This window comes from Arthrobacter echini (assembly GCF_004803505.1).
Classification (GTDB): domain Bacteria; phylum Actinomycetota; class Actinomycetes; order Actinomycetales; family Micrococcaceae; genus Arthrobacter_D; species Arthrobacter_D echini.
Genome location: NZ_SSWH01000002.1, coordinates 298541 through 312652 on the forward strand (window position 1 = coordinate 298541; position 14112 = coordinate 312652).

12 protein-coding genes are annotated in these 14112 nt (G+C 68.5%); 4 read left to right on the top strand and 8 right to left on the bottom strand.

Annotated elements, in window-relative coordinates:
- The first annotated feature begins 18 nt into the window (after nucleotides 1-18).
- Together E8P82_RS03765 and E8P82_RS03770 are read left to right on the top strand one after the other, a co-directional pair.
- Nucleotides 19-1275: a phospholipase D-like domain-containing protein gene (locus E8P82_RS03765; protein ID WP_246020927.1), complete on the top strand. Its 1257-nt coding sequence runs from the start codon at nucleotides 19-21 to the stop codon at nucleotides 1273-1275.
- 83 nt (nucleotides 1276-1358) lie between these two features.
- Entirely contained in the window at nucleotides 1359-2102 is a 744-nt protein-coding gene (locus E8P82_RS03770) for an MBL fold metallo-hydrolase (protein ID WP_136453147.1), read from the top strand.
- A gap of 11 nt (nucleotides 2103-2113) precedes the next feature.
- Here the strand turns inward: E8P82_RS03770 and E8P82_RS03775 are convergent, their stop codons facing one another.
- From E8P82_RS03775 to E8P82_RS03800, 6 genes are read right to left on the bottom strand one after another with little or no spacing between them, the layout of a single operon-like run.
- On the bottom strand, nucleotides 2114-2860 hold the full coding sequence (locus E8P82_RS03775; protein WP_136453148.1) for a GntR family transcriptional regulator: 747 nt from the start codon (nucleotides 2858-2860) through the stop codon (nucleotides 2114-2116).
- A complete protein-coding gene (locus tag E8P82_RS03780) occupies nucleotides 2850-4523 on the bottom strand; it encodes a dipeptide ABC transporter ATP-binding protein (RefSeq protein ID WP_136453149.1) in 1674 nt (557 codons plus the stop codon). The genes E8P82_RS03775 and E8P82_RS03780 overlap by 11 nt, the downstream gene beginning before the upstream one ends.
- Nucleotides 4507-6315 carry a gamma-glutamyltransferase family protein gene (locus tag E8P82_RS03785; RefSeq protein WP_136453150.1) on the bottom strand — a complete coding sequence of 603 codons (1809 nt, stop codon included), beginning with the start codon at nucleotides 6313-6315 and terminating at the stop codon, nucleotides 4507-4509. The genes E8P82_RS03780 and E8P82_RS03785 overlap by 17 nt, the downstream gene beginning before the upstream one ends.
- Before the next feature lie 4 nt (nucleotides 6316-6319).
- Entirely contained in the window at nucleotides 6320-7210 is an 891-nt protein-coding gene (locus tag E8P82_RS03790) for an ABC transporter permease (protein WP_136453151.1), read from the bottom strand.
- Complete coding sequence (locus tag E8P82_RS03795; protein WP_136453152.1) at nucleotides 7210-8163, bottom strand: ABC transporter permease; 954 nt, start codon at nucleotides 8161-8163, stop codon at nucleotides 7210-7212. Before E8P82_RS03795 ends, E8P82_RS03790 begins: the two co-directional genes overlap by 1 nt.
- Before the next feature lies 1 nt (nucleotide 8164).
- Nucleotides 8165-9832 carry an ABC transporter substrate-binding protein gene (locus E8P82_RS03800; RefSeq protein ID WP_136453153.1) on the bottom strand — a complete coding sequence of 556 codons (1668 nt, stop codon included), beginning with the start codon at nucleotides 9830-9832 and terminating at the stop codon, nucleotides 8165-8167.
- Between the two features lie 111 nt (nucleotides 9833-9943).
- On the opposite strand from E8P82_RS03800, the gene E8P82_RS03805 reads away from it, so the two are divergent.
- A complete protein-coding gene (locus E8P82_RS03805; protein WP_168796476.1) occupies nucleotides 9944-10681 on the top strand; it encodes a YoaK family protein in 738 nt (245 codons plus the stop codon).
- Nucleotides 10682-10686: 5 nt separating this feature from the next.
- Nucleotides 10687-12099, top strand: a complete 1413-nt coding sequence (locus tag E8P82_RS03810; protein ID WP_136453155.1) for a CPBP family intramembrane glutamic endopeptidase — start codon at nucleotides 10687-10689, stop codon at nucleotides 12097-12099.
- 17 nt (nucleotides 12100-12116) lie between these two features.
- Here E8P82_RS03810 and E8P82_RS03815 read toward each other — a convergent pair whose 3' ends face one another.
- Together E8P82_RS03815 and E8P82_RS03820 are read right to left on the bottom strand one after the other, a co-directional pair.
- The gene (locus E8P82_RS03815; protein WP_281275770.1) at nucleotides 12117-12710 is read right to left on the bottom strand and encodes a pentapeptide repeat-containing protein; all 594 of its coding nucleotides are present in this window, start codon (nucleotides 12708-12710) and stop codon (nucleotides 12117-12119) included.
- Nucleotides 12711-12837: 127 nt separating this feature from the next.
- Nucleotides 12838-13932 (bottom strand): S41 family peptidase, encoded by a 1095-nt coding sequence (locus tag E8P82_RS03820; protein WP_168796478.1) that lies wholly within the window; start codon nucleotides 13930-13932, stop codon nucleotides 12838-12840.
- Nucleotides 13933-14112 lie beyond the last annotated feature (180 nt).

Consider the following 14112-nt stretch of genomic DNA (forward strand, 5'->3'; position numbering starts at 1 on the left):
GGCGATACGCTGAAGCGCATGGGCTGGATGAAGCGTCGGACGATCCTGGGTTTTGCGCGCGTCACGATCAGGCGTGCAGCGTTGGCCCTGGTCTCGGCCCAGGGAGTGGTCATCGTCGGCGTCGTCGCCGTGGACGCCTACCAGAAACGGCAACGCACCAAGCGGGAGGGGTTCCCCCAGCCGGGCACGTTCGGGACGACGATCGGCGACACACGCACCACCGTGTACACCTACGGCGAGGATCTCTTCGACGCGATGATCGAGGCGATCGACCGGGCCGAGCACCAGGTCCTGCTCGAGACCTACATCTGGAAGGGCGACGCCGTCGGGACCCGCTTCAGGGACGCCGTGAACCGCGCAGCCGAGCGCGGGGTGAAGGTCTTCGTCATCTACGACGGTTTCGCGAATCTCGTGGTGAACCCGTTCTTCTACTCCTGGCATCCCGAGGTCAACGCCTACCGCTTCCCCGTCCTGCGCCCCTCGATCCTCTTCACCAATATCCGCGGTACCGGCCTGGATCACCGCAAGCTGTTGGTGGTCGACGACGAGGTCGGCTTCATCGGCGGCTACAACATCGGGTCCCTCTACGCGACCAGATGGCGCGACACGCACCTCGAGGTTCATGGTCCTACGGTCTGGGACCTGCGGGAAGCGTTCGTCAACTTCTGGAACCTGCGGGCCAAGCCGGGCAGAGCCGAACTACCCGATCTCAGCGCCACCTTCTGGGAGCCGCGCATCCGCGCCGTCAACAACGTCCCGGCCAACCTCGTGTTCCCCATCCGCGGCGTGTACCTCGATGCGATCAACCGCGCGCAACGGCACATCTTCATGACCACGGCCTACTTCATCCCGGACCGGCAGATCCTCGACGCCCTGCTGCGCGCGAGTCGCCGGGGAGTGGACGTACGCGTACTCCTGCCCGAGGACTCCAACCATGTGATCTCCGACTGGCTCTCGCGGGGCTTCTACTCCTCGCTGATCGGTGCCGGGGTGCAGATCCTGCTCTACCAGAACTCCATGATCCACGCGAAGACAGCGACGGTCGACGGCCAGTGGAGCACTGTCGGGACCGCCAACATCGACCGCCTGAGCCTGACCGGCAACTACGAGATCAACCTCGAGATCTTCGACCGGGACCTCGCGGCCATCATGGAGAGAATCTTCGACGTCGATTCCTCGAACAGCCGCGTACTGACGAAGGAGGAATGGGACCGCCGCCATTTCGTGGCGCGGGTCAGCGAGTTCATCCTCGCTCCGCTGCGCCCCTTCCTGTAGCCGGCGACGCGGCGGCGTCGGGTACGGTGGAGCCGACCACGGCGATACCGAAGGGCCGCACCATTGACGAGCGAGGCAGAGACATGATCAGGACCGATATCGCGCCCGGGATCCATTACCTCGAGCATGCGAGGACCAATTCCTACCTGGTCGAGGACGGCGCGGAGGTGCTCCTGGTGGACACCGGGCTGCCCCGGTCGAGAACCGTGCTGCTGGAGGCTCTCGGCCGCATCGGCCGGTCCATGACGGACATCCGGGCCGTCGTCCTCACCCACGGGCACTTCGACCACGTGGGCACCGCCGAGCAGCTGCGGACGCGGTACGACATCCCCGTGTACTGCCATCCGGGCGATGCCCACCTCGCGGCACACCCCTACAGCTACGAGCGGGAGCGCTCACCGCTGCTCTACCCCCTGCGCTACCCGCGCGCCATCCCCGGTCTCGTGAGGATGGTGGGTGCCGGTGCCGCCGCCGTCAAAGGTGTCCGCAAGACCCTGCCGCTCACGCGCGAGGTGGCCGCCGGCCTGCCCGGTTCTCCGCTGCTCGTGGCGACTCCCGGCCACACCGAGGGTCACTGCAGTCTCCACTTCCCCGATCGGGACGCCGTCATCAGCGGGGACGCGCTCGTCACGCTCGATCCCTACACGGGTCGCCCCGGACCGCAGGTGGTCGCAGCGGCCGCCACGGCGGACACCGCCATCGCGCTGCGCTCACTCGAGGCGCTCCGCTCCACTGCCGCGAGAGCGGTGCTGCCGGGCCACGGGTTCCCCTGGCGGGCCGGTGTCGACTCCGCGGTCGCACGGGCCCTCGAGGTAGGTGGCCACTAGGACCGGCGGGATCATCCTCGCTCCCCGGCGTCCCTTCCTGCGCTCCGCCGGGCCGAGCCGGGAGGCGGGGTCGTTCCGGAACCGGCGAAGCGCTCCAGGTATCCCCGGCGGGACGAGTCCACGTGTCCGGCCATCAGGCGCTCGGCGTCGGTCCCGTTGCCCGCGTCGATCGCCGCGATGATCGACCGGTGCTCCCCCCAGGACTGCTTGCCACGGTTGTCGACGTCGACGGCGTAGAGCCACTCGATCTTGCCGGAGATCTGACGGAGCAGCGCGGTCAAGGACGTGCTGCCACTGAGTTCCGCGACGCCGAGGTGGAAGCGGATGTTCAGTTCGGGCAGCTCCCTCAGGGCATCGGATGCCACGGCGCGGTCGCCGTCGTCGAGAATGTCCGTCAGGGCGCGGCGGGCGGAGAACCACCGATCATTCGGCGCATCGGCGGCGAACTGCTCGGCGGCCCGGCCGGCAGCACGCCGGGCGATGGTGGACTCGATGACCCCGCGTACGGCGAACAGGTCCGCGGCGTCGTCCAGCGGGATCTCGGCGATCGTGGAGCCCGCATAGGGTCTCGACTCGACGAACCCCTCGGCTTCCAGTGCGCGCAGCGCTTCCCGTACCGGCACCCGCGAGACCCCGTACTTGGCCGCCAGGGCCGCCTCGGTGACCCGGGTTCCCGGCGTCAACGCGCCGAGGATGATGTCCCTGCGGAGGGCATCGAGGACACGCTGGGACGCCGCGGCGTCCTGCTCACGCCGCAAAGGCCGCACCTGGGATGGCTCCGAGGAGCTCCCGCGTGTACTCCGCCCGCGGATGGTCGAAGACGTCGTTCACGGATCCATTCTCCACGACGACACCGGATCGCATGACCACGACGGCATGGGCGATCTGCCGCACCACCGACAGATCGTGCGTGATGAAGAGGTAGGTCAGACCGAGCCTGTCCTGCAGATCGGCCAGGAGCGTCAGGATCTGGTCCTGCACCAGTACGTCGAGCGCGGACACGGCCTCGTCGCAGATGAGGAGCTCGGGTTCCAGGGCGAGTGCGCGGGCGATCGCGACGCGTTGCCGCTGGCCGCCCGAGAGTTCGTTCGGCCGACGCTGGGCCACGGAGCGGGGCAGCGCCACCTGATCGAGGAGTTCGGCCACGCGCTCCTGTCTGCTGCCGCGATCGCCGACGCCGAAGATGCGCAGCGGCTCGTCGATCAGGCGTTCGATGCTGTAGGTGGGATCGAGTGAACCGTACGGATCCTGGAAGACGGGCTGTACCTTGCGACGGAGTGCCCGGCGCTGGGCGCCCCGCGTATCGGTGAGGGACTCGCCGTCGATCAGGGCCTGCCCGGACGACGCCGTCTCCAGACCGAGGACGATGCGCGCCACCGTCGTCTTGCCCGACCCGGACTCCCCCACCACGGCGGTCGTCGTTCCCCGCTCCACCTCGAAGGAGACGTCGTCCACCGCGCGGATGGTGCTGCCACGCCGGCCGCGCAGCGCGAACTCCTTCACGAGATTCTCCACCACGAGGATCGACCGGGATCGCTCCGGGCCGGCCGACGCAGGAGCGCCGGCGGTGGGATCGACGAGGGGAGCGGCATCGAGAGCTGTGGCGACGGAGGGTGCTGCGGCGACGAGCTGCCTGGTGTACTCCTGCTGCGGGTCCAGCAGGATCTGCCGGGGCGTGCCGATCTCGACGATCCGGCCCTCCGACATGACGATGATCCGGTCGGTGCGGTCCGCGGCGAGCCCGAGATCGTGGGTGATGAACAGCAGGGAGGTGCCGCGTGCGTCGACCAGTGACTGCAGGTGGTTGAGGATCTGCCGCTGCACCGTGACGTCGAGCGCCGACGTCGGTTCGTCGGCGATGAGGAGCTCGGGTTTCCCGGCGAGCGCGATCGCGATGAGGACACGCTGCCGCATGCCGCCCGAGAACTCGTGCGGGTACTGGCCGTAGCGGCGCTCGGCACCGGGGATACCGGCCTCGGCCAGGAGCGCCACGGCCTGGCTGCGGATCTGCGCGCGATCCGGCTTCCCCTCGGTCGTCCGATTGGCCACGAGGGCATCGGCGACCTGCGCGCCGATTCTCATGGCGGGGTTCAGATTGGACATCGGGTCTTGAGGGACGAGCCCGATCCGCTCCCCGCGGATGGTCCGCATGACGGGTTCGGAAGCGGTGGCGAGGTCCTCGACCTCGCCCCTCGTCGTTCCGCCGCCCAGCACGATCGATCCGTGCGTGATCCGTCCGCTGCCGGGCAGCAGCCGCAGGATCGCACCGATGGCGGTCGACTTCCCGGAGCCCGACTGACCCACGATGGCCACGCGCTCCCCGCGCCGCATCGAGAAGCCGATCCGGTGCAGGACCGGGGTCCCGCCGAAACCGACCTCGAGATCGGTCACCTCGAGGATGTTCTCAGCGTCCTGCAGCATAGCCCTGCGCTCCTCGTGGATTGGCGGCGGCGGAGAGCACGCCGGTCCGTGGGTCCCTGACGACCGAGGAGAGCCGGCCGAGCGACCAGTCCCCCGCCCGGGTGATCACGTGCCCCCTCCGCTCGAGATCACTGATGACGTCCTCGCCCAGCCGGTCCTCGACGACGGCACCGCCGGGCTCCCAGGTGCGCGGCCAGAACGACCCCGGGACGGACGTGGTGTGGAGGGCGGGGGCGTCGATGGCCTCCTGCGGCGTGTACCCGCCGACGATGGTCCGCAGCAGGTAGAGCAGCTGCCACTGGTCCTGCTGGTCACCGCCGGGTGAGCCCAGCGCGACCACGGGCTCCCCGTCCTTCAGGACGAGAGTGGGCGTGAGCGTGGTGCGGGGCCGCTTCCCCGGCTGCAGGGTGGAGGGCGCACCGTCCTCGAGCCAGGTCATCTGCAGGCGGGAGCCGAGGCAGAAACCCAGCTCCGGGATGGTCGGCGAGGACTGCAACCAGCCGCCGCTCGGCGTCGCCGAGACCATGTTGCCGGCGGAGTCGACGACGTCGAGGTGGCACGTGTCCCCGCGCGTCTCACCGGTCCGTGAGACTGTCGGCTCGCCCACACCGGCGAACCCACTGCCGTCCGCGAGCGCGGGAGGCGTGTAGCCGGTGCGCAGGGGCGGGACGAAGGGCTCGTGCCCGGGCACGGTCCCCGGGCGGAACTCCAGCGACGCCGTATCCCCGATCAGGGCGCGCCGCTCGGCGGCGTACTCGGGAGAGAGGAGGTACTCCAGGGGTACGTCGTCGTCCCCGTAGTAGGCCTCGCGGTCCGCGAGGGCGAGCTTCTGCGCTTCGAGGATGGTGTGCGCCCCGAGTGCCGTGGACGGATCGAGGTGCTCGTCGTCGAACCCGTCGAGGATGGCCAGGGTCTGCAGCAGGGCCGGTCCCTGGCCCCAGGACCCGGTCTTGGCGATGGTGTGGCCGCGGAACTCGAGGGTGACGGCCTCCTCGTAGCCTGCCTCGAAGCCGGCGAAGTCCTGGATCGTCATGACCCCTGCGTGATCGAGTCCGGAGGAGTGGCGGTGGGGTGTCCTGATGAACTCCGCGGTGGCCGTCGCGACCAGTCCGGTGCGCCACTCATGCCGCGCGGCGTCGATCCGCTCACTGCGCGTCCCGCCGTCCGTCGCAGCGCTCACGAGGGAGTCGAGCACGCGCGCGTACGCCTCGTTCCGGATGATGTCGCCCTCGCGCGGAGGGACGCCGTCGGGCATCCAGAGCGCCGCGGACGTGGGCCAGTGCTCCGTGAAGAGATCGGCGACGGTGGCGATGGTCGCCCCGACGCGCCCGAGGACGGGATGGCCTTCACGAGCGTAGCCAATGGCGAAGGCCAGGACGTCGCCGAGTTCCCAGGTTCCGTGATCGCGCAGCAGGAGCAGCCAGGCGTCGACGGCGGCGGGCACCGCCGCGGCGAGGGCACCGGCGCCGGGGACGAGCTCGAGGCCCTCCTCGAGATAGTGCTCGCGCGTGGCCGCGGCCGGTGCCGGGCCCTGGCCCATGAGGACGATCGGCCGCCCCGGCTCCTCGGCCGTCGCGAAGACGCCGGTCATGTCGCCGCCGGGGCCGTTGAGGTGGGGTTCGACGACGTGCAGCACGAAGGCGCCGGCGACGGCGGCGTCGATCGCATTGCCGCCGCGTTCCAGGACGGCCTGGGCGGAGGCAGTGGCGAGCCAGTGGGTGGAGGCACTCATACCGAAGGTGCCCCGCAGGGTGGGTCTGGTGGTGAACGGATCGGGCGGTGTGTACGTCATCGGGTCACTTCCGGGTGGTGTTCGTCGGGTCGAAGGCGTCGCGTAGGGCGTCGCCGAACAGATTGAAGGCCAGGCAGATCGCGGCGATCGCCAGACCCGGGAAGATCGCTGCGCTGGGGGCGCGGAAGATGTACTGCTGGGCGTCGGAGAGCATGATCCCCAGACTCGGTGTGGGCGGCTGGATACCGAGCCCGAGGAAGGACAGCAGCGCCTCGCCGATCACCGCGACGGGCATGATGACCGTCGCCTGCACGATGATGGCCGACGTCGCGTTCGGCAGGACGTGCCGCAGCATGATCCAGACGGGCGAGGCGTCCATGGTGCGGGCGCCGAGCACGAAGTCGCTCTCCTTGATCCGCAGTGTCTCGCCGCGGACCACGCGGATCATGGTGGGGATCTGCGCGATACCCAGGGCGATCGCGGCGTTGCTCAGGCTCGGCCCGCTGATCGCTGCCAGACCGACGGCGATGATGAGGAACGGGAAGGCCAGGGTGACGTCGGTGAGGCGGGAGATGACGGCGTCGAAGCCTCGGGAGTAGCCGGCCAGGAGACCGAGCGGGGTGCCGATGACCACGGCCAGGAGCACCGAGAGCACCCCGACCTGCAGCGAGGTCTGGATGCCGAACAACAACCGCGAGAGCACATCGCGCCCCAGGTCGTCCGTGCCGAGCGGGAAGCCCTCGGTGAGCGGCCGCTGGAACGGGGTGTCGAAGTGCACCTCGGTGGGCGGGTAGGGCGCCAGGACGGGGGCCAGGAGTGCTGCCAGCACGACGACGAGGAGCATGATGCCGCCGGCGATGCCCAGTGGATTGTGCCGGAGGGAGGACAGGATGCGGCCGCGGCCGGAGCCCAGTCCGGTGCCGCCCTCCACGGGGGCCAGTGTCTCGACGGCCATCAGGCAGCTCCTCCGACGCGGATCTTCGGGTTGATCACCGAGTACAGGATGTCCACGGCGAGATTGATCAGGATGTAGCTGACGGTGATGATCAGCACCACCGCCTGGATGACCGGATAGTCACGCGTGAAGACGGCGTCGAGCGTGAGTTTGCCGAAGCCCGGCAGCGCGAAGATCCTCTCCGTGACCACCGCACCCGAGATGAGGCCGCCGAGCTGGAGGCCGACGATCGTCACCACGACGATGAGCGAGTTCCGCAGACCGTAGCGCACCAGGACGCGGCCCCGTCCGAGGCCCTTCGCCCGGGCGGTCCGGACGTAGTCCGTGGTCATGGTCTCGATCATGGACGCGCGGGTCTGCCGCATGATCACGGCGGCCAGGCCCGTCCCCAGGATCAGGGCCGGCAGGGTGAGGTAGTAGAGACCGCGGAGCGGGTCCGAGAGGACGTCCACGTAGCCCGACGCCGGGAACCATCCCAGCGTCACCGCGAGGTAGAGGATCGCGAGGATGCCGAGCCAGAAGTTCGGCACCGACAGTCCGATCAGGGCCAGGGCGTTGGCCACCCACTCGGGCCAGCGTCCCCGGAAGCGCTCGGCGACGACGCCCAGCAGGATCCCGACGACGATCGCCACGACGATCGCGTAGGCCGAGAGCCAGAGTGTCACCGGCAGGGTCGTCGCGATGAGCTCCGTGACGGGTGTACCGGTCCGCGTCGATTCGCCGAAGTCCCCCTGGAACATGTTACGGACGAAGGCGACGTACTGCGTGAGAAGCGGCTGGTCGAGACCGAGATCGGCGCGGACGGCGGCGAGCTGCTCCGGAGTGGCTTCCTCCCCCGCCATGGCCAGCGCCGGATCGCCGGGGAGCTGACGCACCCCGATGAAGACCACGAGGGAGGCGAGGACCAGGGTGAGCACCGACTGCCAGAGCCGGGTGAGGACGTAGCGGCCCATGTCAGTTCTCCTTCTCGACGAACGCGGCACCGCTGAGGTGCACCACGCCGTCCGTGAAGGTCTCCACACCGGTGACGTCGGTGCTGTAGGCCGTCAGATTGCGTTGTCGGTAGAGGTAGATGATCGGATTGTCCTCCTGGAGGAGGGCGACGGCCTCGCCGTAGATCTTCGCGCGCTCGTCGACGTCGTTGATCCGTGCGGCACTGGCGAGGAGTTCGTCCATGACGGGGCTGCTGTAGCCCGAGTAGTTGTTGCCGCCGCCGGTCGAGAGGAAGTTGGCCATGTTGCCGTGCGGGTCCACACGCCCGGACCAGCCGAGCTGCAGTGCCTCGAAGTCGCCGCGGGACTGCACGTCCAGCAGCGTGGAGTACTCCACCGGCACCACGCTCAGCTCGAAGCCGCCGTCGCTCACGGCCGCCTGCAGGGCCTGCGCGTAGCGCAGCGTGTCCGGGGTGTTGGTGACCTGCATCTCGATGGGATAGGGCACCTGCACCCCGGCGTCCTCGAGCAGTTGCCTCGCGCCCTCGGGATCGTAGGGCGGGCACGCGGCGCTGAGGTCGGTGGCGAAGGGACTGTCCGGGGAGATGGGCGAGCACGCCGACTCGAACCAGCTGTTGAAGACCGTGTTCACGAGGGCATCGCGGTCCACCGACATGGACAGGGCCATGCGGACGGCCTTCTCCTGCGCGAGCGGCGTGTCGATGGTGCCGGGAGGTTCTCCCACACCCTCGGTGTTGCCGACGTTCACCGTGAGGGCCTGGTACCCCAGGGACCCGACCTGCAGCACGCCGACGCCGTCCTCCTTCAGGAGCGCGTCGACGTCCTGCGGTGAGATGGTGTCGGCGACCTGCACGTCCCCCGAGCGCAGATTCGCGGCCCTGATGTTGGCGTCCGTGATGATCCGGTACGTGATGGTGTCGAGGTGGACGCTCTCGGGGTCGTAGTAGAGCGGGTCCCGCTCCACCGAGATGGAGGTCTGCGGGACACGGTCGACGAACTTGAACGGGCCCACACAGACGGGGCTGTCGCCGAAGTCCGCGCCCTTCTCCTCGATGGCCTCGGGCGAGAGCATCATGCCGGCGCGATCGGCCAGGGCCGCGGTGAGCGGGGCGAACGGCTTCTCGTAGCTGATCTCGACCGTATAGGGAGCGACCGCCCGGATGTCGGTGATCGGTCCGAGTTCCCCCTTGCGGGTGGAGCCCTCGAAGGTCAGATGCCGGTCGAGGGTCGCGCGGACCGCTTCGGCGTCGAACGGCACACCGTCGGCGAACGTTGCATCGGTGCGCAGTGGAATGGTCACGGTCAGGCCGTCCGCCGAGACCTCCGGCAGCGCCGTCGCCAGCTGCGGGACGATCTCGCCCTCGGCGTCGATGTCGTACAGCTTCTGGCACATGGTCTGCATGACGTAACGCGTGTAGAGGGACGACGACGTCGTCGGATCGAGTCGGTCCGGCTCTGCCGAGAGCGCCATGACGAGATCCCCACCCTCCCGGACTGCGACAGCGCCGGCCTCCGCGGATGTCACGTCCTCACGGTCCTCGGCGGCGGGTAGCGGCTGGATGGGCTGGCAGGCGGTCAGTGCTGTGATGGCGACGGCGGCCGCTGCGAGGAGACCGGCGGCCGTGCCGGACGTCCTGCGGATGACTGCACTACGGGTGGGCTGCTGCATGGGTTCCTCACAGACGGGCGGGTGGGAACTGCTTCTGTCCTGTTCTGGTGAGATTGAATACAATCGCAGAATAGACTGTAGGCTTCGTATACAAAGAGATCAAGCCTTTTTATGAAGGAAATCACTGTGCAGAAGAATCGGGTAGCAACGGACCGCCTCCATCTCTGGCTCATGCTCGCCCTGACCTTCTCCACGGGCGTGATCGACGCGGTGGGCTATCTGGGCCTGGACCGCGTCTTCACGGGCAACATGACCGGCAATGTGGTGCTCCTCGGCATGGCCTTCGTGGGTGGGGCCGATCTGCCGATCCTGCGGCCGGCGCTTGCACTGGTCTTCTTCATGGTCGGCGCGGCTCTGGCCGGGCGCGTCCTGCGCAAGGGACCCGAGGGATGGTCCGCCCACACCTCGCGTTCCCTCCTGACGGTGACCCTGGGCCTGGCCGCGGTCGCGGTCTACACCGGACTCGTGGATGTTCGTGCCGAGGAGCTCCTGGGCAGCATCACGACGTCGGGCCTTGCGACCATGATGGGTGTGCAGGCCGCGACCGCGAAACGCCTGAAGGTCGCCGAGATCACCACCGTCGTCGTCACCTCCACCATCACTGGGCTCGCCTCCGATTCCCGGCTGGCCGGGGGCACGAGCCCGTTCTGGGCGCGGCGGTCCTCCGCGATCGCGCTGATCCTCGCGGGCGCCGTCGTCGGGGCGCTGACCGTGAAGGTGGAGCTCTGGCTGGGTATCGCCGTCTCCGCGCTGCTGTCCGCCGTCGTCACCGTCGCCGGGCATGTGCGGTACCGGCAGGACCGACGCGCAGCAGCCTCAGAGAACGTGAAGAAATCCGCACTACGGTAGGAGTCATGGAACAGGTCGATCGTCAGTACGAGTACCACCGCCTTGCCCGCTCCTGGCCGCGGTACCGATGGTGGAAGCCGCTCGTCACGGCACTTCTCGGCGTCGTGATCTACGTTGTCTTCACCATCGTGCTGCTCATCGTCGCCGCGATCATCGCCTTCGCGACCAACACGGACATCGAGCAGTACGCGAGTGCCGATCTGGCCATCGACCTCAGCGATCCGGTGATCTTCGCGTTCACCCTCGTCTCGCTGATCCTCATGATCCCGTCCCTCGTCCTGGCTGTGCTGATCATGGGGCCGCGGCCCATCGGACTGCTCTCCTCCGTGGCCGGCCGGATCCGGTGGCGTTGGCTCGCCGTCTGCGCCGCCGTCGCCCTCGCCGTGTTCCTTGCGAGCCTCCTGGTGTCCGCCGCGATCGGCTTCTTCTTCCCCGACGAGTCCTTCGCGGTGCCCGGGACCCAGAACGGGTCGGTCCTGCTGGTCATGCTCGCGCTGTCGATCGTGGCCGTACCGTTCCAGGCCGCGGCGGAGGAGTACGTGTTCCGCGGCTTCCTCATGCAGACGATCGGCGGCTGGCTCCGCCATCCTGCCTTCGCGATCCTGCTGCCCGTCCCCCTCTTCGTCGTGGCCCATGGCTACGATCCGCTGGGCCAGATCGACGTGGCGATCTTCGCCATCGTCGCCGGCTGGATCACCTGGCGCACGGGTGGACTGGAGGCCGCCATCGCGGTCCACGCGATCAACAACATGACCATCTTCGTGCTCGGCGCGTTCGGCCTCGCTGACGTCAACTCCTCCGAGGGAACAGTGGGGGGTCTGGTCCTCTCCGTGGCGACTCTGGGTGCGACCGCCGCCGTCATCGTCCGGCTCGCGGATCGGCGCGGGATCTCCCGCACTCGCTCCGTTCCCCCGCCGCCGGTCCTGCCGATCTCCCAGCCTGCATGGGCCGGGGCACTTCCCGGTGGGTCCATGCCGCCGGTCGGCCGGCCGGTGGCCCCTGTGCAGCCGTCGGCCCCGGCCCTGTCCTGGAACCCCGAGCAGTACGATCCGGCGCGGTACGACTCCGTGCAGCACGGCCCCGGTCCTACTGGCGGGCCGGCTCCGGCTCCGGCTGAGCAAAAGCCGAAGGGCGCAGTCATTTCCACACCGCGACCGGTCGAGACCGATCCTGGGAGGGCTCCTGCCCCTGAATCCGGCATTGCCCCTGACTCTCCCAGCGCCCCTGAATCCGGCACCGCCCCTGCTCGCAGCACTGGTCCTGCTGATCGGGCGACCGAACCCGACGCGGAAGGTCATCCGACCGGTCCTGCGCATCCCCCCGGCCCCGGGTACCCCCCGGGTACGCCGTATCCCGGCGGGCCGGGGTATCCCGCCGCCGAAGTGGACAAGTCAGATAGGAAGCGCCCTGCAGATTGACGGTGTCCTGACGCCGCTCAACCCTCGATCCGGAGACCCATGCGCTCCGCGAGATACGGCGCGAGCACCTGCAATTGGTACTCGTCCACGGTGGCGCCGCGCAGGCCGTCGAGCCCGTTGATGCTGCGGAAGCTGCTGGTGCGCAGATCCACGTCCGCCAGCTGCGCGCCGTCGAGCGTCAGCGTTCCCACCGTGCAGTCCCGCAGCGCGACGCGTGTAGCCTTCGCCCCGGTGAGATCGAGCTCTCCGATGATGCAGCCGGTCAGGAGCACGTCGGTCACCCGGGAGCTGCGGAGATTCACGTAGTCGAGTTTGCCGCCGTCGAGATGGACGCGGTCGAACCGGCTGTCATAGAGCTCCGCCGAGCCCCAGCGCGTGCTGTGCAGGAAGGTCTCGCGCCAGCTGCTGCGCGATGCGCGGAGGACCGGAGCGAAGAGATCCTCGAAGGCGCACTCGATGAAGCGGGCACCGCGCAGCTCCGTATCGTTCATGGAGACGCCCTCCAGCACGCATTCCTGCAGGGTGATTCCTGCCAGCTCCTGCCCGTCGAGGGCTAGCCGTTCGTAGTGCTCCCCCTCCCGATTATCGCCGTCGAGCAGGTGGGGTTCCATTATCACGGCAACGTTCTGAGGCGGCTGCAGGGACAGCCGAGGCGCCTGGGTGGCGCCGCGTGGTCGCGGGGGCATCTTTTCGCTCCGATCATCGGGGGCTGCACCCGGCGGGGTGGCGGCGTGTCCATCAAACCACTCGACGACGTCGGGTGGCCGCGCCGGCGTCGTGAAGGGTGTGGAAGTCCGCAGCGATTTCGCGAAGGGGTCTCACCGCGGGGAGGGGGATGTCGGGTCGGATACCCACGAAGTCGATGCTCGTTCCCCAGTCGTTCTCCTGTGCCGGCAGATGGATCTCCATGCCGCTCGTGGGGAGGAAGTACGGCGCCAGATTGCCGTAGTCGATGGCTCCGTAGCTCGGCGAACCCACGATGACAGCGCCGACGAGGTTCCGTAGGAGCAGGGCCGCTGATTCGGCGGAGGAACCGGTCCCGCCGTCGATGACGATGATCATGCTTCCTGCCCATGGCTCTGAGCCACCGGACGTCGAGCCGCTTTGTACGGAGCCCGTCAGGAAGGATGCTGTCTGCTCGGGACCGCGTCTGATCTCGATGCTGTCGTTCTGCTTCGGTCGTAGGTGCTCCGCCTCGAAGCTCTCCGGTACCCGATGATGGTTGAGCCTCAACCAGGTCGCGTAGTTCCAGAAGGCGGTGGAAGAACCGGAGGACGAGAGGGTCATCCCGAGTTCGGTCCAGGCCGGGCCTGCTGGCTCCGCGATGAACGGTGAGAACCAGTCCGTGATGTAGGAGTCATCTCCTCCACCATTGCCACGCAGGTCCACGACGATGTACTGATGAGCGAAGTCCTCGGCGGAACGCGCCACTCCGGCTAGGAGCACGGTGTCGACGTCGTCCGAGCCGTCCAGTGTCCGGATGCGGACGGTGCGGATGCCGTCGATCGTCGCAGTCTCCCAGGCGGCGCCGGCGTCCTCTCCGAGTGAAGTCTTCGCCGTTCGGTGCTGTGCTCCGTGACGCACGTGCAGGTGGGCATCACCCAGGGCCGTGCCGAGCTCCGTCCCCAGCGTCCCGGCGCATCCGGCCGCGTCGTCGATGTAGTGCCGATGGTCGGCGGGGGCACCGGGTCCCTCGGCCTGATGATCAGCGTGATGCTGCAGCGTCGGGTCCTCGGGATCGAACATCCACGGCACTCCCGAGCTCTCGACCGGAAGATAGCCACGGCCCCGACCAGTGTCACGCAGCCGGTCCTCCATCGTTGATGCGCCCATGGACATGACTCTGGCATACCCAGACCTACCCGAGGGGCAGCTCACCGAGCACGACCTGATCGAAACATGACCGGCGAATGCGAACTGGCCTGGGTTGCCGAAGCCCTGAGACATGTGCTCTGCGGCGCATGGTCCCGACGCAGCGACCTGGAGAACGGGCTTGTCCACTCAGCGGATGAT